Below are 16782 nucleotides of genomic sequence, written 5' to 3' on the forward strand. Positions count from 1 at the left end.
CTACGCCCGGGCCCGCGGCCCGGCAACGGGAGCCGCCCGGCGACTAGACCTCGGTGAGCGCGAGCCCGTCGATGGCGCGCTGCTCCCACTCGTCGAAGGGATCGTCGGCGACTGCGGCGCGCGCGAGGGGCGCCAGCCGCCGGAAGTCGTCCTCGGACTCGAAGATCGCGAGCCCGACCAGGCGGTCGGAGCCCGCGTCCGCGAGCGTGTGGATCTGCACGAGGCCCGCCTGGCCGCGGATCGCGGCGCCGTAGCGGTGCATCGAGTCGATGAGCGCCTCGCGGTGCTCGGGATGCGGGTGGTGGATCGACATGAGCACGAACATGAGCCCACCCTAGGCGCGCGGCCTCAGTCGCGCTCGACCCACCGGTCGATGGCCCACACCAGGGCGAATGCGAGGCCGGGCGCGACGCCGTCGAGGATGTCGATCGTGTACTTGTCGCGGACGGTCACCCACTTCTGGGTGATCTGCACCGCGACGGTGCCGTCCTCCTTCCGCAGCGTGTAGTCCTTCTCGATCACGTTGCCCTCGAGCAGCCACTCCTCGCCCGATGCGAGGGAGACCTCGATCTTGTCCTTGACGAACTTGAACGGCTGCGCGTGCAGGTGGGCGGCCTGGGTGCCGTCCGGGTCGGTGACGTCCATGCGCTTGGGGATGCCGAACATCCTCCCGGTGACCTCGAACAGCAGGGCGCCGTCGGGGCCCTGCACGTCGGCGCGCGGCCGCGGCCCCACCTTGCCGTCCACGAAGAAGAGCTGCTCCTCGGTGTCGGGCGCGAGGATCTGGAAGTCGCGGCCCATGCCGAACTTGCTCTTCATGAGGTAGCGCGAGTAACCCTCGGGCACGGGAGGCAGGGCCATCGGTCGCTCCAATCGCGTCGTTCCCGCCACCGTAGCGCGCGCCGGAGCGACGGACCAGGAGCGATGCTGCGACCGCCGGCCCTACTCCCGTCCCTCGTCGAGCGGGATGAGCATGGTGCGGAACTCGTCCGCGCCCGCATGGAGGTCCCAGATGCGGTCCGCGACCTCGTCGAGCGTGTACCGCAGCTTCGGGATCGCGCCCGGGATCACGAGCTGCACCACCCGGACGCCCTCGTCGGCCAGCGCATCGTGCAGCATCTCGCCGTACGCGCTCTCGGCGGGGAACGCGACGGACGTGCCCGCGAAGCCGTGCCGCGCCTGCACGGACGTGCCGCCGTTGATGAGGACGATGCTGCCCTCGCCGGCCGCGCGCATGGCCGGGAGCACGGCGCGGGCCGCGTGGATGAGACCGAGCGCGGAGAACCGGAGCGACTCGAGCGCGAGCTCCGGGGTGAGGTCGAGGACGGGCTTGAGGTAGTCGCGCGACGGGAGCGGGCTGTACTGGAGGGCCGCGATGGGGCCGAGCTCCGTGGCGGCCCTCGTCAGCGCGCGCTCGAGCGCGGCGCCGTCGCGCACGTCCGCGGCGTAGCCCCGCGCCGTCACGCCCTCGGTGCCCAGGTCCGCGGCGAGCGCGTCGAGCTTGTCCTGGTCGCGCGAGATCAGGGCGACGGAGAAGCCCTCCCGCGCGAACCTCCGGGCGACGGCGGCCCCGAGTCCGGGTCCTGCTCCGACGATGGCGAGCGTGGGCATGCGTGTCTCCTTCGACTGCGGGGGCTCGCCTCCGACCCTAGCGCCCGCCGGGCATGGCGAGGGCCCCTCGTCGCCGAGGGACCCGTGATGACGGCCGCTAGGCCGCCGCGCGGCCCTCGATGTGGGCCGCGATCCGGTCGAGGCGCGCCTGCACGCGCTTCTCCATGGACTTGCGCCCGAGGCGATAGCTGAGCGTCACCTCCGGCACGCTCACGTGCACGCCGAGGCGTGTGCCGCGGTTCTCCGGCTCGAACGTCCAGGTGAACGTGTCCGGCGGGAACTCGTGGTGAGGCCGGTGGTGGCCCCGCATCCACATCGTCGGCACGGCGTCGAAGACGATCCGCTCGTCGGGGACGACCTCCGTGAACGTGAACTCGACGTCCTCGTCGAACGGGAACGGCGCGTCGTACGTGAGCTCGGCGGTGGTGCCGACCCCCTCCTCCGTGACGTGGGCGTCGACGACCTCGATCGGGTCGCCGGCGTGCAGGTTGCGCGGGTCGCGGCAGTACTCGAAGACCCGGTGCACCGGTGCGTCGACGTGGACCGCCAGGTCGATGTAGGGCTGTGTCGCAGTCATCCTTCTCACCCCCTCTCGTGACCGAGACGGTGGTGGTGCGCCCACCTCTCCAGGGTACGTCCGCGGCACCGCGACCGCGGCGCTTCCGCTAGTGTCACGCTCACCCACGGAGCACTCGCGATGGAGCCACGGCACGCATGGAACAGCTCGACACGATCGTCATCGGCGCCGGCGTGGCCGGCCTCACCGTCGCCCGGCTGCTCGCCGACGCCGGACGGACCGTCGCGGTGCTCGAGGCGCGCGACCGTCTCGGCGGGCGCGTGTGGACCGACCGCTCCGACGGGCGCACCACCGACCTCGGCGCGTCCTGGATCCACGGCATCGACGGCTGCCCGGTCGCGGTCGCCGCCGCGGCGTTCGGAATGCCGACCGCCGAGTTCACCGTGGGCAGCTACCAGCCCGGCGGCCGCCCGATCGCGTACTTCGCCCCCGACGGCACCCGGCTCACGGACGATGCGGCGCGCGCCTTCGCGGATGACGTCCGCGCGGTCGACGCCACGCTCACGGAGGTCATCGCCGCGTCGGGAGCCTCCGATTCGTATCGCGAGGTCTCCGAGCGTGCGCTGGAAGCGCAGGGCTGGGACGACGAGCGCGTCGCGCGGGTGCGCGAGTTCCTCGAGCACCGCACCGAGGAGCAGTACGGGGCCTGGATCGAGGACCTCGCCGCGCACGGGCTCGACGACGATGCGGTCGAGGGCGACGAGGTCGTCTTCCCCGCCGGGTACGACCGGTTGCCGGCCGCGCTGGCGGAGGGGCTCGACGTCCGGCTCGGGCACGTCGTCACGCGCGTCCGATGGTCCCCGGACGGCGTGACCGTGACGACGGATCGCGACGAGCTGACGGCCGCGGCCGCGGTGCTCACCGTGCCGATCGGGGTCCTCAAGGCCGGCGCGCTCGCGATCGAGCCGCCGCTTCCGGAGCCCGTGGCCGGCGCGCTCGACCGGCTGGAGATGAACCGCTTCGAGAAGGTGGTGCTGCGCTTCCCGACGCGCTTCTGGGGCGACGACGTGTACGCGATCCGTCAGCAGGGCCCCGAGGGCCGCCGCTGGCACTCGTTCTACGACCTCACGCCGCTGCACGGGGAGCCCACGCTGCTCACGTTCGCGGCGGGGCCCACGGCTCGGGAGATCGCGGGGTGGGACGACGCGCGCGTCGCCGCGTCGGTCATGGAGCAGCTGCGTCGCCTGTACGGCACGCGGGCGGAGCAGCCGACCGCGGTCCACGTGACGGCGTGGCATGCGGACCCGTACGCCCGCGGCTCGTACGCCTACATGACCGTCGGCTCGGCCACGTCGGACCACGACGACCTGGCGACCCCGATCGGCGGGGTGCTCCACCTCGCGGGCGAGGCGACCTGGACCGACGACCCGGCGACCGTGCCGGCCGCGATGCTGTCCGGGCATCGCGCGGCCGAGCGGATCCTCGACCGCGAGGTGCCGATCGCGGGGCTGTGGGCGAGGGCCTGACGGATCTCCGCCCCTGTCACTCCGCCTCGTAGATCCAGCCCGCGTAGGCGAGCCGGCCGTTCGTGCCCGCGGCGATGTAGCGGTACTCGAGGCCCTCGTAGGCTCCCTCGCCCACGTAGGTCATCTCCGCGTCGTTGAACGGTCGCTCGCCTTCCGCCTGAGGGAGGACGCCGACCGCATCGACCACGCAGAGTGCCGTCCCACGCCACGACCCCTCGTCCGTCGTGAGGGTCGACTCACCCGTGCACAGCCCCGCGAGGTCGCCCTCTCCCGGTGCGAAGGTCGTCACGAACGTCATCGACTCGGTGCCCGTCACCCGTGGGTCGGAGGCCACGGGCACGCACTCGAACTCCTCGGTCACCACCTCGGTGCCGTCGTCCGCGACGCTGTTGCCCCGGCTCAGCACGGTGCACGTCGACGTGCTCATCACCACCTCGGCGCCCGTCGGGAACCCTGTCGGCGCCTCCGCATCGTCACCGCTGCACGCGCCCAGCAAACCCGCGCACGCCCCTGCCGTCAGCGCCGCCGCCGTGCGCACCACCCGACGCCGCGCCATGGCCGACGCCTCCTCCCCACACGCGAGCCCGCCGGGGCTCGTCGAGGACCGTCTGCGGCGCCAGGGACACCAGGCGGGGAGAAGGTGCGCCGCTCGAATCGTGCTTCCCCGCCCAGGCTCCGTCGGCGTCGGCGCGCTGTCAAACCGGGAGGAAAGGGCCCCGAGCTGCGGATCCACGACCCGGTGCGCGAGACCCGTCGCGACTACGATGGAAAGGAAGACATAGGCGCACGATGCCCCTCCGCCCGTGACCCGGACGCTTCCGGACCGGCACCGAGGGAGGAGCCGTCATGAGCGTCCGGATGTCGGGGGCCCGCTGGGCCGTGGTGCTTGCCGTGGCCGTGGGGACGCTGGGCGGGTGCTCGGCGAGCACGACCGGCGAGGGATCGGCCGGCGAGTCGACGGCGACCGTCTCGGCCGGCCCGACGGCCTTCTCAGCCGGCGACGAGGCCACGCAGTTCTGCGCGGACCTCTCCGACCAGGAGATCGCGGTGATCGACGGCTACGTGGAGGCATGGAACACCGGCGACGTCGACGCGCTCCTCGCGCTCATCACGGACCCCGGGCCGCAGGCGGCCTGCCAGTACGGGGCCGCGCTCGCCACCGGCGTCACGCTCCGCGCCGACTACGACGCCTGCGTGCTGCACCTGAGCGACGAGGTCACCGTGCTCGGCGGCGACGTCCTCGACCTCCGGGCCTTCGACATCGAGGCGCCGACAGACGACACCACCATCCTCTGGGCACCGGTGATCCCGCAGCTCGTCGTCGGCTCGTACGCGGGCGACGACGAGGCGGTGCTGGCCTTCTGGGACTGCTACGCGTGCGACTGGAACGAAGACCTGTACACCGCCACCCAGGTCGGGGTGATCGAGGACTACGTCGCGGCGTTCAACGCCCGCGACCTCGAGGCGATCATGGCGACCTTCTCCCCCGAGCCCGACATCGCCTGGCCGACCACCGAGCAGTTCCGCGCGCAGCACGAGGCGCTCCTGGGGAGCGGACTCACCCTGACCGTCGACCTCGACCACGGGACCTTCGCGCTCGCGACAGCCGACGGCCGCGCGCTCCCGCCGGGGGTGAACGGTCCGTGCCTGCTGACGTACGGCCCTTTCTTCACCTTCGGCGAGGGCTACGAGGGCGACACGCTCAAGGGCACGGACCTCGCGAACGAGGTGCTGATGATCGACGAGAGCAGGCACGTGCTGGACGAGGAGACGCGGGCGGCGCTCCAGGACGCCATGCCCGGCTGAGGCACCGGTTGCGCGGGGTCGCCGTGGCGACGAGGTCCGGGCCGCTCTCGCGGCCCGGACGGTGACGCGGCCTAGGCCATCGCCTCGATCTCGCGCTTGTACGTCGCGAGGGCGTCATCGATGTCGCGATCGCTGTGCGTGAAGACGGCGTCGAGCGCCTTCAACCAGCGCGCCGCGTCCCAGTCGAACGACAGCGTCGTGCCCTTGCCTTCGGGCTTCACCGCATACGTGAACACCGGACCGACCGACGAGTGGTCGACGATGCGCTCGCCCGGCACGTACTCCTCCCGGGTGAACACGGCACGCCGGTGCATGCCGACGCTCCGATACTCGACCGTGAAGGACTTCACCACGCCGTCCTCCGTCCTGGCGACCTCCACGAGCTCCGGACGGTTCGCCTCCGGCATGGCGGCGATGAGGTGCGCCGGGTCGGCGGCGTAGGCGAACACCTTCCCAGGGGGCGCGTCGACCCCGATGACGTGGTGGTGCTTGCTGGCGACCATGGTGGTCGTCTCCTCTCCGGGGCGGCGTGCCGCCGGATCGCATGGCGGCATCCGTGCACCGCCCCCTTCACCACACTTCTCCTACAGGTGCAGTCCGCAAGGGACGTTGGTCCCAGCGACGCGAGGCCCGGTGGCGATCGCACGCGGGACCGCTGCGCGCCCCGCGAGGCGCCTACTCCCGCGGCTCCGGCAGCGCACACACCATGCCCTCCGAGAAGCCCGCGGCGCCGAGGTCGAGGGCGACGCCGTAGCGCCCGCGCATGTTCTCGAGCGCGATCTGATGCGTGAGCTCGACGATCTGACGCTCGGAGAACCGCGCGCGCAGCGCGGTGAAGAGCGCGTCGGAGACGACCGCGGGCGTACGCGTCATGCCGACCGCGTAGTCGAGGACCAGGCGGTCGGTCGCGTCGAAGAGCTCGCTCGTCTCGTAGCGGGGAAGCGCGAGCATCTCGGCGTCCCTCAGCCCGAGCGTGCGGGAGATCTGGGAGCCGAGGTCGATGCAGTAGGGGCAGGCGACAAGGGTCGAGGCCTTCAAGGTGGCGAGCGCCATGTAGCGGGTGTCCATCGAGCCGCGTCGGGAGGAGGCCTGCTCGAGCCGCCCGTACGCCCGCAGGAGCCGCGGCGCGTGCGCGTAGACCTCCAGCGGCTCGGTCGCGCGCTCCGGGTTGGTGCCGGCGGCGGCCGCGAGACCGCGCCGTGTGAAGAACAGGAGCACGCGCGTCCCCGGACCGCCGCGTGCCTTGGACAGACGGCTCATGGCTCCCCACCCCCGACCTCAGGCTACGTCCGCCGTCCCCGCCTTGCGGGGGCCACCGGCCGGTGCTGGAATGGTCGGGACGCAGGGATGCCGGCGCACCGACCAGGGGGGACGGGACGCGCATGAGCTGCCACGAGCACGACTCGGATACGAGGGCGATGCCGCCTGCGTCGGTGACCCGTCTCCCCGATCCCACCGAGGAGGCGCAGCGCCCGCCGCGCATCGTCCCCTCGACAGCCGCGCCCGAAGCTCAGGTCACCCGTGACCGCATGCCGGCCTGGGCGCGGATCCCCGGAGACGAGGCCGGCGCACCACAGGAACGGTCCCCACGATGGCCATCGACACGACCCCCGCTTCACCCGCCCCCGCCTTCGACGAGGCGCGGCTGACCGAGCTCGGCGCGCTCTTCCGCGGCGCGCTCGTCGCCCCCGGCGACCCGAGCTACGACGACCTGCGGCGCCTCGAGAACGCCGCGATCGACCGGCACCCCGCTCTCATCGTCCGATGCACCGGCACCGCGGACGTCATGGACGGCGTGAGGCTCGCGCGCGACGAGGGCGCACCGCTCGCCGTCCGCGCAGGCGGTCACCACGTGGGCGGCCACGGCTCGGTCGACGACGGCATCGTGCTCGACCTGCGCGACATGAACGCGGTGCGGGTCGATCCGACGACCTCGATGGTGCACGTCCAGGGCGGCGCGACCTGGGGGCAGGTCGACCGCGAGGCCCAGGCCTTCGGGCTCGCGGTGCCCGGCGGCATCGTCTCGACGACCGGCGTGGGCGGCCTCACGCTCGGCGGCGGCGTCGGCTGGCTGGTGCGGAGGTGGGGGCTCAGCTGCGACAGCCTCGTCTCGGCCCGCGTCGTCCTCGCCTCCGGCGAGCTCGTCACCGCGAGCGAGGACGAGAACCCCGATCTGTTCTGGGCCATCCGCGGCGGCGGCGGGAACTTCGGCGTCGCCGTCGACCTGACGTTCGAGGCGCAACGGCTCGGCCCCGAGATCGCCATGGCGTTCTCCTTCCACCCCCTCGAGGCGGCGGCCGACGTGCTGCCGCGCTGGAGGGACCTCGCGCGCGACGCCGACGACGAGGTCACGTCCCGCGCGATGCTGTGGTCGATGGCGGACCGCGAGGACGTGCCGCCTCCCGTGCGCGGGCGCGACGTGCTCATCATCGGCGCGCTCTACGCGGGCGACCCGGCGACGGGCCGCCCGGTGGTCGACGCGTACCGCGGGCTCGGCGAGACGCTGCTCGACATGAGCGACCTCCTCACCGACTACCGGTTCGCCCAGTCCGCCTTCGACGGCGACGACACCCCGGTGCACTCGTACTGGAAGTCGCTCTACCTCGACGACCTCACCGACGAGGCTCTCGCCTTCATCATCGATCGTGCGATGGACCGTCCCGATCCCGGCGTGCTCGTCCACGTCCCCGCCATGGGTGGCGCGTGCGCGCGCGTGCAGGCCGACGCGACCGCCTTCGGCGACCGCAGCGCGCCGTTCATGCTCAGCTTCGACGGGATGACCGAGGACCCCGCCAAGCTGGACGAGGTCCGCGACTGGGTGCGCGCCTCCGCGGAGGCCGCGCGGCTGCTCGAGGGCGCCGGCGGCACCTACCTCAACTTCGTCGGCGACGATGCGGCGGACCGGCGGGTGGTCGACCAGCAGTTCGGCGGCAACCTGGCCCGGCTGCGGGAGGTCAAGAAGGCGTACGACCCGGGCAACCTCTTCCGGGTCAACAACAACATCCCGCCGGCCTGATCACGGCGCGCGAGCAGGCGCGGCCTCAGTCGTCCGGCGCCGCCGCGGCCGCGGGCACGACGAGCACGGGGATGCGCGCGAACTCGATCACATGGAGCGTGTGGGAGCCGATGCCGGCGATCACGTGGCCCGGGCGCTCCATGCGGCCCAGCACGATCATGGCCGCGTGGCACGCCTCGGCCTCGGCGAGGAGACGCGCCGCGATCCGCCCGCGCCGGAGCACCGGCTCGATCTCCACGCCCGCCTCGGCGGCGCGCCGCGCGACATGGTCGAGCGCCGCGGCGCACGCCCGCTCGTGCCCGCGCACGAGGGCGTCCTCGCCGGGCATGCCCCGCGCCGCTCCCTCGTGGTCGACCACGGCGACGGCGCGCAGCACCGCGCCGTCCCGACGCGCGTGTGCGATCGCGACGTCCGCGGCGGCGAACGATGCGGCCGAGTCGTTGATCCCCACGAGGATGGTGCCGGTCATGACGCGGTCCTCTCCCGGTCCCCGCCCGGGGACCCGCCGCCGCGCGCGCCGGCCGCCCACCGCACCCGGAGGTTCTCCTCGCGCTCGAGCTCGTCGAGCGCCCGTTCGATCCGCGCCAGATCCTCCTCGAGGTCGGGGATCCAGCGGTGCTCGACCGCCCGGCGCCGCGTCCTGGTGGCCACCAGCTCGGCATGGACGGACGCGGCCGCTCGGCGCACGGCCGCGTAGGCGACCGCGGCCTCCACGGCCTCAGCCATCGCGCTCCCCGCGTGCGCGAGCGCTGAGCTGCCACCCGTGCGCGGGCGCCCGAGGACCTCGACCGCCGCGTGCGAGGGGAACTCGACGCCCATCACCTGGCCCGTCTCCACCCGCACGAGCGCGCCGGAGGGCGGGCCCGCCGCCGCGAGCGCGGGCCACCCGTCGATCGCCGCCGCCCGGTCCGCCCACGTGCGCGCCTCGGCCGCTGCGCGCTCCCACGCGACCTGGAGGTCGTCGGCACGCAGCAGCAGCCGCTCGTGCTCGGCCGCCACGATGCGCTGCTTGCGCTCGAGCAGCTCGACCCCGTGGCGGGCGATGAGGAGGAGGCGTTGCACGCGCAGGCGTGCCGCCCGACCGACGTCAGCCATGGTCGTCCTCCTCCCCCGACGGGAGGCGGCGCGCGACCTGCTCCGGCGACACCATCGTGAGCTCGTGGCGCGGCAGGGTCGCGAGCGCCCGCCACGCCCGATCGAGCGTGTCGTCGAGCGTGCGTGCCTCGTCGTCACGCTGGTCGAGCAGGTCGCGCTCGACGGCCTCGCGGTACGCAAGGTAGCTCCGGTCGGTCTCGCCGAGCGCGGAGGCGCCGACGAGCTCCGCGAGCGCGGCCGACTGCCGCGCGTGCGCGAGGGCCGCGAGGACCTGGGCGGCGACGTCGAGGTGGTCCTCGCGGGTGCGGCCGGGACCGGCGCCGTGGCGCATGAGGCGCGACAGCGAGCCCAGGGTGTCGACCGGCGGGTACACGCCGCGCGCGTCGATCTCGGGCGACAGCACGATCTGACCCTCGGTGATGTATCCCGTGAGGTCGGGCACCGGGTGCGTGACGTCGCCCGCGGGCATGGTGAGCACCGGCACGACCGTGACCGAGCCGGCGCGGCCGCGCACGCGGCCGCAGCGCTCGTAGAGGCTCGCGAGGTCGCTGTAGAGATAGCCCGGGTAGCCGCGCCGCGCCGGGATCTCGCGGCGCGCCGCGGACACCTCGCGCACCGCCTCGGCGTAGTTGGTCATGTCGGAGACCACCACGAGGACGTCCGCCCCCTCCTCGAAGGCCAGGTGCTCCGCGACCGTGAGCGCGAGCCGCGGGGTGAGGATCCGCTCGATCGCGGGATCGTCGGCGGCGTTGAGGAACAGCACCAGCTCGCCGGTCGCGGTGCGCCCCTCGAGCCGGTCGCGGACGTACGCGATGTCCGCGTGGGTCAGCCCGAGCGCGGCGAAGACCACCCGGAACTGCTCGCCCGCGCTCGTCGCCTGCGCCGCGATCTGGGTCGCCAGGCGCAGGTGAGGCAGGCCCGCGACCGAGAAGATCGGCAGCTTCTGGCCGCGCACGAGGGTGGTGAGCGCGTCGATCGCGGAGACCCCGGTGACCACGGGCTCGTGCGGCGGCTCGCGGTCCACGGGGTTGAGCGGCCAGCCGGCGACCGGGGCGGACCGGGCGCCCGTGACGGGCGGGCCGCCGTCGAGCGGCGCGCCCCGGCCGTTGCAGACCCGTCCCAGCCAGCCGGTGCCGACCTCGAGGTGCAGGGGCCGGCCGGCGAAGCGCACGTCGACCGCGCCGGGGGCGAGCCCCTCCGTCCCCTCGAAGACCTGGACCGTCGCCCGGTCCTCGTCGAGGTCGAGCACCAGGCCGTGGCGCGGACCGGCGGACGTCGCCACCTCGACCGCCTCGTCCCAGCCCACGCCCTCCACGCCGCCCACGACGAGCAGCGGGCCGCGGATCGCCCGGATGTCGCGGTGCGCGACGCGGGCCGCCGCGAGCACGGCGGGCGCCTCCGTGCCGGCGCGGCTGGGCGCGCGGCCGGTCATGTCAACGCTCCGAGCGTCGCGAGCATCCGGGCACGGATCGCGGCGATCGCGTCCGCGTCCTCCGGGCCGACGTCCTGGGCCGCACGGATCACCGGACCGAAGTCGACGCGCTCGATCGCCGTCGCCGTGACGCCCCGGTCGATGGCGGCGTGGCACGCCTCGACCACCGCGAGCACGAGGTCGAGGAGCGCGGCGCCCTTGGCGTCGGAGCAGGTGGCGTCGTTCGGGCTCAGCGCGTTCTGCGCGAGCACCGCCTCCCGCAGGAGCCGGCCGCCCAGCGCCACCATGCGCTCCCGGCCGGGCAGCGAGTTGACCCCGATCACCTCGGCGAGGGACGCGAGGCGGTCCGCCTCCGCGAGGATCTCGAGCGCGGTCGCGCGACGTGCCGCCCATTCGGCGTCGCCCTGGACCGTCTGCCAGCGCGCCAGCCCGTCGGCGTCCCGCGCGAACGAACCCGCCCAGTGCACCGCCGGATAGTGGCGGGCGTACGCGAGGTCCCGGTCGAGGGTCCACATCGCGCGGACGAAGCGCTGCGTGATGGTGGTCACCGGCTCCGACAGGTCGCCTCCCGGCGGGGAGACCGCGCCGATCACGGTCACCGACGCATCGTGCCCGCCGAGCGTGGTGACGCGGCCGGCACGCTCGTAGAAGGCCGCCAGCTCCGACGCGAGGTTCGCGGGGAACCCCTCCTCCGCCGGGAGGTCGCCGCGTCGGTTCGCGAACTCGCGGAGCGCCTCGGCCCAGCGCGAGGTCGAGTCGGCGATCACCACGGCGTCGTGGCCCATGTCGCGGTAGAACTCGGCGATCCCTATCCCGGTGTAGATGCTGAGCTCGCGTGCCATCATCGGCATGTTGGAGGTGTTCGCCACCACCACCGTGCGGTCGATGAGCCTGCCGCCGGTGCGCGCGTCGACGAGCCGCGCGAAGTCCTCGAGGACGTCCGCCATCTCGTTGCCGCGCTCTCCGCAGCCCACGTACACGATGACGTCCGCGTCGCACCACTTGGCGACCTGCTGGAGCAGCATCGTCTTGCCCGTCCCGAAGCCGCCCGTCACCGCGGCCGCGCCGCCGCGCGCCACGGGGAACAGCAGGTCGAGCACCCGCTGGCCGGTGTGCAGGGGCGCCGGGTCCGACAGGCGCGCGGCGAAGGGCCGCGGGCGCCGCATCGGCCACCGCTCCGACAGGTGCACCGCGCGGCCCCCGACCTCGGCGACGCGTGCCTCCGCGTCCACCTCGCCCTCGTCCGCGATCCACCCGACCACGCCGGAGACGCCGACCGGGACCACGACCCGGTGCTCCACCGCGCCGGCCCCCGGCACCGTGCCGAGCATCGCGCCCTCCCCCACCTCCGTGCCGGGCGCGACCGCCGGCACGAAGCGCCAGCGCGTGGCATCGCCGTCCCGCCCGGTCTCGGCGCGCGCGGGGCTCAGCCACAGCGGCGCGTCGGTGAGGGGACGCATGAGGCCGTCGAACGCCCGTCCGAGCAGTCCCGGCCCGAACAGCCCGGAGAGCGGCTCCCCGGTGCGGACGGCGGGATCGCCGACGCGCACGCCGCCGGTGTACTCGTACGCCTGCATCGTCGCGCGCGTCCCCTCGACGGCGACCACCTCGGCGCTGAGCGCGTCGGAGCCCACGCGCAGGATCTCCCCCATGCGCACGTCGGGCACCCCCTCGGCCTCGAGCAGGGGCCCGCTCACGCGCACCATGCGGCCCGCGCGGGACACCGCCGGGGCCGCGGCGCTCACTCCGTCCACAGGGGCGCCACCTCCTCCGACATCGCGGCGAGGGTCGCGGCGGCGAGGGCCGGGAGCCCGAGGTCGAGGGAGCGCCTCCCGGACGTGGCGAGGATGCCGCCGTCGGGGTGCTCCTCGAGGACGGCGTCCGGCCCGAGCACCTCGGCGGCGCGTCCCCGCAGCGCGTCCTGCAGGTCCGGGTAGGCGGGGTCGGCACGCAGCGCGGCGGCGCGGTCCTGCACGCGCCGCTCGAGCTCGCGCCGCACCGCCTCCCGTCCCTCCAGCTCGAGCTCGTGGGCTCGGCGTCGGGCGCGCGCGGACCTCCTCGCCGCGTCCTCGCGCGCGGCGGCGGTGCCCGCCTCGACCGCGTGGCGGGCGACGGCCTCCGCCTCGCGCTCCCCGTCGTCGAGGAGCGCGCGGGCCCGCCGCGACGCCTCGCCCTCGAGGTCCTCCGCGGCGGCTCGCGCGCGCGCCAGCACCGCGGCTCTCAGCGGTGCGAGCGAGGATTCGGCCTGCGGCGGGAGGGCGGTCATCGCGGCATCACCGCCGTCAGGGGGGCGTCCAGCGCATCGACCAGGTCCCCGAGCGTCGCGGCGGCCGCGGGCCCGAGGATGACGAGGGCGACGCCGGGCCCGAGGGCGCTCCAGGCGCCGCGCACCTCGTCCGGCGTGTCCGCGAGGCGCACCTCGGCGCCGGCAAGGGTGAGGGCGCCCACGTCGCGCCGGGCGCCGATCGCGACGACGGCGCCCGCTGCGGCGGGGCCCGGCCCGGTCATGCCTGTCCGATGAGGATGATCGCGATGATGAGGCCGTAGATCGCGATGCCCTCCGCCAGCCCGACCACGACCATCGCGCGGCCGAACATCTCGGGCCGCTCGCTCATCGCCGCGAGCGCCGCGGAGCCCGTGTAGGCGACGGCGATGGCGGCACCGATCGAGGAGCCGGCGACGGCGATGGCCGCCGCGATGAGCGCGGATCCCGAGGCGCCGCTCGCGGCGGCGTCCGTGGCCGCGGCAGCCGCGGGGGTCGCCTGCGTCGCGGCGCTCGCGGAGGTCTCGGTGAGCAGCACGAGCGCCGCCCCCATGAGCACCGCCACGTTGGCGGCGACGATGGCGTAGATGCCCGCCCGGTGTCGCCGTCGGAGCAGGACTGTCGCGAGGACCGCGACGATCACGAGGACGGGAAGCGCCCCGAGCCAGAGAGTCATGGGTGGTCCTTTCTGTGCGATGCGGGCACCGCGGCGTCGGCCGGCGCCTCATGTCCCGACAGGTCCGGGCGCCACGGGCGGAAGGGCCGCCCCTCGCCGACGAAGACCCGGGAGAACAGCTCGTAGTACTCGAGGCGGAGCGCCTGGATGCCGGCGATCAGCGCCTCGAGGCCGAAGGTGACGATGTTGCCGACGACGAAGACGAGGACCGCGGCCACCGCCCCCCATCCCGGCCCCCAGAGGGCGGTGGTGCCGGTCCAGATGACCGCGAGCAGCGCGGCGTGCGTGAGCCCGAAGGCCGCGAGCCGTGCGAAGGACACGACGTTCGAGGCGAGGCGGCTCACGCTGTCGAAGGACTCGATCCCCGCCTGCAGGATCCCCGACGGGCCACCGCCCGAGGTCGACAGCACGCCCACGAAGATCAGCACGAGCGCGACGAGCGCGAGCACCGCCCCGACCACCACGAGCGGCGTGACGGCCGCGACCAGGCCCCACGTGAGGAGGCCCAGGGCGAGGAACAGCCCGGATCCGGCCACGCCCGTGCGGGCGTACAGCGCGTAGCCCCAGCCGCCCTCGCGGACCCGGTTGACGGTGCCCGTGACGTACGAGCCCGCGAGCAGCACCGCGCCGATGGCGATCGCGGCGAGGAGCAGCGGGACCGGCTCGTCCATCGGGTTCAGCCACAGCACCGGCACGAGACCGGTGGGTCCGAAGGCCTCGCCGTAGAGGAGGCCGAAGACCATCGCCGCGAGGCCCGCCAGCGTGACGAAGCCCCAGGTGCGGCGGATGCGGCGCAGCGGGCGGATCGCGCCGGCGCGGATCAGGAGGCCCACGGCGACGAGCATCGCGCCGTGCCCGACGTCGCCGAACATCATGCCGAACATGAGGATGTACGCGACGAGGGCGGCGCGCGCGGGGTCGACGTCCGCGTACGGGACGGTGCCGTACGTGTCCACGAGTGTCCGCGACGTGTCGCCCGGCGCGTGACGGATGAGGGTGGGCGGCTCCTCGCCGACGGGCGTGCGGAGCGGCACCAGGGCCCCGCCCAGCTCGGCGAGCGACGCGGCCAACGCCGCGTGCTCGTGGCGCGGCATCCACCCGACCCAGCCGACGAGGGGGCCGTGCTCCACGCCCGCGTCGGCCGCCCGGCGCAGCTCGTCGCCCTCGCCCGCGGGCGCCCCCCGCAGGTCGAGCTCGACCGCGCCCGCCCGCGCGACGGCACGCAGGGCGCGCTCGCGGTCCTCGTCGAGCACGACGATCGCGACCCGCTCCATCGGCACCGGTCCGGCGCGTTCACGCGGCGGCATCGAGCACCTCCCTCGCTCCGCCGGCGGATCCGACGGCGGCGACCGCCGCCTGGATGCGCCACGCGTCCGCGGCGAGGAGGCCGATCCCCGCGACCACGACGTCCGGGCCCGGCCTGGCGGACCGCAGCAGCGAGGCCGCCTCGGTGTCGACGAGGCCGTGGTGGCGCGCCTCGGCTCTCCAGAGCCCACCCGCGTCGGTGACGCCGCCGAGCACGACCCGCGCGCCGCGGGGAAGGGAGTCCGCGAACGCCGAGAGATCGGCGGCCTGCTCCCACGCGCGTCCCAGCAGCGGTCGCACGCGCTCGCGGAGCGTGGGCCCCGGCCGCACGCGGTCGACGAAGGCGAGGCGCGCGACGGCCAGCGCGGCCTGCCGGGCGGCCCACCCGCGCGCCGCGGGAGCGACGCGGGCGTAGCGCTGGAGCCACGCGGCCGTGAGAAGGTCCGCCAGCTGGTCCGCCTCATCGTCCGGCACCGCGCCCCACGCGGAGCGCGCGAGCGTCGCCCGGAGCACGTCCGCGCTGGGGGCAAGCCGGAGCATGCTCCAGGACGTGTCGAGCGCACCGAGCTCGTAGGTCCGCTCGGAATGCGCGCCGGAGAGCTCGCGCACGCGCGCCAGGATGTTGTCGCGCTCGAACTCCGCCGCCGCCGCGCGCAGGATCCCCGTGCCGCCCGCGGGCGCCCAGCCGGCGAGCACGCGCAGCTGCCACAGGAGGGTCTCGCGGGTCGCCCGCTGGAGCCCGCCCGGCGTGGCGGCGTCGCGCACCCTCGCGCCGTAGCTCCACCGGGCCAGGAGGTCGCCGGCCTCGGCGAGCGAGCCGGCGCGCGCGAGGCGCGCGGCCCCCTCGGGACCGGCGCGGCCCGCGACGAGGGCGCGGACCCGCACCGCGGCGGCGACCCACGCGGCGCTCATGGCCGCCCCCGCAGGTCCTCGACGAGGCGCGCGACGACGGCGTCCGCCGCGTCGTCGATGCGCGGGGAGCGCTCGGTGGTGAGTGCGGCCGTGCGCTCGCGCGCGTCGCGCAGCGCCGCCTCGTCGCCCGACTCGGCCTCCGCGCGGACGGTCGCCGCCGCCTCGGCCTCGAGGCCGGGCGCCCCCGCGTGCGCCCGCGCGACCCGGGCCGCGGCGTCCCGGCGTGCCTCATCGAGGACGCGCTCCGCGCGGCTCCGCGCCTCCGCGCCTCGTCGTGCCGCGGTCGCGAGGTCCCCGTCGAGCGCGGCGAAGACAGGCGCCAGCTCCAGCGCGACGCCGGTACGGGCGGCGACGTGCTCGGCGGACTCCGCCGCTCCCCCCGGCGCGGTCACCGGGCGGAAGCGGTCGAGGATCTCCTGCCAGCGCATCTCTCTTCCTCGAGGCCGTGGCGACCCGGGCGGAGGGGCCGCCCCTCTCCCTCGAATCTACCCCCGGGGGTCCCCGCGGGCGACGGGTGGAAGCCCTCGTACGAGGCCGAAGGGACGGCTCGGATCGACCGGAGGCGGGCGTCCACGAGGGGGTGCCGCAACCGCGGGTGCCCCAGGTACGATCGTCCACGAGCG

20 protein-coding genes are annotated in these 16782 nt (G+C 74.8%); 3 read left to right on the plus strand and 17 right to left on the minus strand.

Annotated elements, in window-relative coordinates; translation table 11 throughout:
- Positions 1 to 43 precede the first annotated feature (43 nt).
- From AOM07_RS05475 to AOM07_RS05490, 4 genes are all read right to left on the minus strand, one after another.
- Complete coding sequence (locus AOM07_RS05475) at positions 44 to 325, minus strand: hypothetical protein (RefSeq protein ID WP_062311776.1); 282 nt, start codon at positions 323 to 325, stop codon at positions 44 to 46.
- A gap of 23 nt (positions 326 to 348) precedes the next feature.
- A complete protein-coding gene (locus AOM07_RS05480) occupies positions 349 to 861 on the minus strand; it encodes an LURP-one-related/scramblase family protein (protein WP_062311777.1) in 513 nt (170 codons plus the stop codon).
- Between the two features lie 81 nt (positions 862 to 942).
- Complete coding sequence (locus AOM07_RS05485) at positions 943 to 1611, minus strand: SDR family NAD(P)-dependent oxidoreductase (RefSeq protein ID WP_062311778.1); 669 nt, start codon at positions 1609 to 1611, stop codon at positions 943 to 945.
- 97 nt (positions 1612 to 1708) lie between these two features.
- Positions 1709 to 2188 carry an SRPBCC family protein gene (locus AOM07_RS05490; RefSeq protein WP_062311779.1) on the minus strand — a complete coding sequence of 160 codons (480 nt, stop codon included), beginning with the start codon at positions 2186 to 2188 and terminating at the stop codon, positions 1709 to 1711.
- Positions 2189 to 2325: 137 nt separating this feature from the next.
- Here AOM07_RS05490 and AOM07_RS05495 point away from each other — a divergent pair, with 137 nt between their 5' ends.
- A complete protein-coding gene (locus tag AOM07_RS05495) occupies positions 2326 to 3654 on the plus strand; it encodes a flavin monoamine oxidase family protein (protein WP_062311780.1) in 1329 nt (442 codons plus the stop codon).
- 16 nt (positions 3655 to 3670) lie between these two features.
- Here AOM07_RS05495 and AOM07_RS05500 read toward each other — a convergent pair whose 3' ends face one another.
- Positions 3671 to 4210, minus strand: a complete 540-nt coding sequence (locus AOM07_RS05500) for a hypothetical protein (RefSeq protein WP_156171803.1) — start codon at positions 4208 to 4210, stop codon at positions 3671 to 3673.
- A gap of 290 nt (positions 4211 to 4500) precedes the next feature.
- Here AOM07_RS05500 and AOM07_RS05505 point away from each other — a divergent pair, with 290 nt between their 5' ends.
- Positions 4501 to 5460: a Cif family virulence factor gene (locus AOM07_RS05505; RefSeq protein WP_062311782.1), complete on the plus strand. Its 960-nt coding sequence runs from the start codon at positions 4501 to 4503 to the stop codon at positions 5458 to 5460.
- Between the two features lie 71 nt (positions 5461 to 5531).
- On the opposite strand, the gene AOM07_RS05510 is transcribed toward AOM07_RS05505, so the two are convergent.
- Together AOM07_RS05510 and AOM07_RS05515 are read right to left on the minus strand one after the other, a co-directional pair.
- On the minus strand, positions 5532 to 5963 hold the full coding sequence (locus tag AOM07_RS05510) for an SRPBCC family protein (protein ID WP_062311783.1): 432 nt from the start codon (positions 5961 to 5963) through the stop codon (positions 5532 to 5534).
- 172 nt (positions 5964 to 6135) lie between these two features.
- Positions 6136 to 6720 (minus strand): carboxymuconolactone decarboxylase family protein, encoded by a 585-nt coding sequence (locus tag AOM07_RS05515; RefSeq protein ID WP_062311784.1) that lies wholly within the window; start codon positions 6718 to 6720, stop codon positions 6136 to 6138.
- 331 nt (positions 6721 to 7051) lie between these two features.
- Between AOM07_RS05515 and AOM07_RS05520 the strand changes: the two genes are divergently transcribed.
- A complete protein-coding gene (locus AOM07_RS05520; RefSeq protein ID WP_062311785.1) occupies positions 7052 to 8476 on the plus strand; it encodes an FAD-binding oxidoreductase in 1425 nt (474 codons plus the stop codon).
- A 25-nt stretch (positions 8477 to 8501) separates the two neighbouring features.
- On the opposite strand, the gene AOM07_RS05525 is transcribed toward AOM07_RS05520, so the two are convergent.
- The 10 genes from AOM07_RS05525 to AOM07_RS05570 are packed head-to-tail and all read right to left on the minus strand — an operon-like array spanning position 8502 to position 16587.
- Positions 8502 to 8945 carry a universal stress protein gene (locus AOM07_RS05525; RefSeq protein ID WP_062311786.1) on the minus strand — a complete coding sequence of 148 codons (444 nt, stop codon included), beginning with the start codon at positions 8943 to 8945 and terminating at the stop codon, positions 8502 to 8504.
- Positions 8942 to 9571: a V-type ATP synthase subunit D gene (locus AOM07_RS05530; protein WP_062311787.1), complete on the minus strand. Its 630-nt coding sequence runs from the start codon at positions 9569 to 9571 to the stop codon at positions 8942 to 8944. Before AOM07_RS05530 ends, AOM07_RS05525 begins: the two co-directional genes overlap by 4 nt.
- Entirely contained in the window at positions 9564 to 11003 is a 1440-nt protein-coding gene (locus AOM07_RS05535; protein WP_082101508.1) for a V-type ATP synthase subunit B, read from the minus strand. The genes AOM07_RS05530 and AOM07_RS05535 overlap by 8 nt, the downstream gene beginning before the upstream one ends.
- A complete protein-coding gene (locus tag AOM07_RS05540) occupies positions 11000 to 12757 on the minus strand; it encodes a V-type ATP synthase subunit A (protein ID WP_228374384.1) in 1758 nt (585 codons plus the stop codon). The genes AOM07_RS05535 and AOM07_RS05540 overlap by 4 nt, the downstream gene beginning before the upstream one ends.
- Positions 12745 to 13269, minus strand: a complete 525-nt coding sequence (locus tag AOM07_RS05545) for a hypothetical protein (RefSeq protein ID WP_062311788.1) — start codon at positions 13267 to 13269, stop codon at positions 12745 to 12747. The genes AOM07_RS05540 and AOM07_RS05545 overlap by 13 nt, the downstream gene beginning before the upstream one ends.
- Positions 13266 to 13511 (minus strand): hypothetical protein, encoded by a 246-nt coding sequence (locus AOM07_RS05550; protein WP_062311789.1) that lies wholly within the window; start codon positions 13509 to 13511, stop codon positions 13266 to 13268. The genes AOM07_RS05545 and AOM07_RS05550 overlap by 4 nt, the downstream gene beginning before the upstream one ends.
- Positions 13508 to 13942, minus strand: coding sequence for an ATP synthase subunit C (locus AOM07_RS05555; protein ID WP_062311790.1), 435 nt, complete (start codon positions 13940 to 13942; stop codon positions 13508 to 13510). The genes AOM07_RS05550 and AOM07_RS05555 overlap by 4 nt, the downstream gene beginning before the upstream one ends.
- Positions 13939 to 15249 (minus strand): V-type ATPase 116kDa subunit family protein, encoded by a 1311-nt coding sequence (locus tag AOM07_RS05560; protein WP_062311791.1) that lies wholly within the window; start codon positions 15247 to 15249, stop codon positions 13939 to 13941. The genes AOM07_RS05555 and AOM07_RS05560 overlap by 4 nt, the downstream gene beginning before the upstream one ends.
- Positions 15236 to 16159, minus strand: coding sequence for a hypothetical protein (locus tag AOM07_RS05565; protein ID WP_062311792.1), 924 nt, complete (start codon positions 16157 to 16159; stop codon positions 15236 to 15238). Before AOM07_RS05565 ends, AOM07_RS05560 begins: the two co-directional genes overlap by 14 nt.
- Positions 16156 to 16587, minus strand: coding sequence for a hypothetical protein (locus tag AOM07_RS05570; protein ID WP_062311793.1), 432 nt, complete (start codon positions 16585 to 16587; stop codon positions 16156 to 16158). Before AOM07_RS05570 ends, AOM07_RS05565 begins: the two co-directional genes overlap by 4 nt.
- Between the last annotated feature and the right edge of the window lie 195 nt (positions 16588 to 16782).

The sequence above is a fragment of the Demequina rhizosphaerae genome, from assembly GCF_000971255.1.
Lineage (GTDB): Bacteria > Actinomycetota > Actinomycetes > Actinomycetales > Demequinaceae > Demequina > Demequina rhizosphaerae.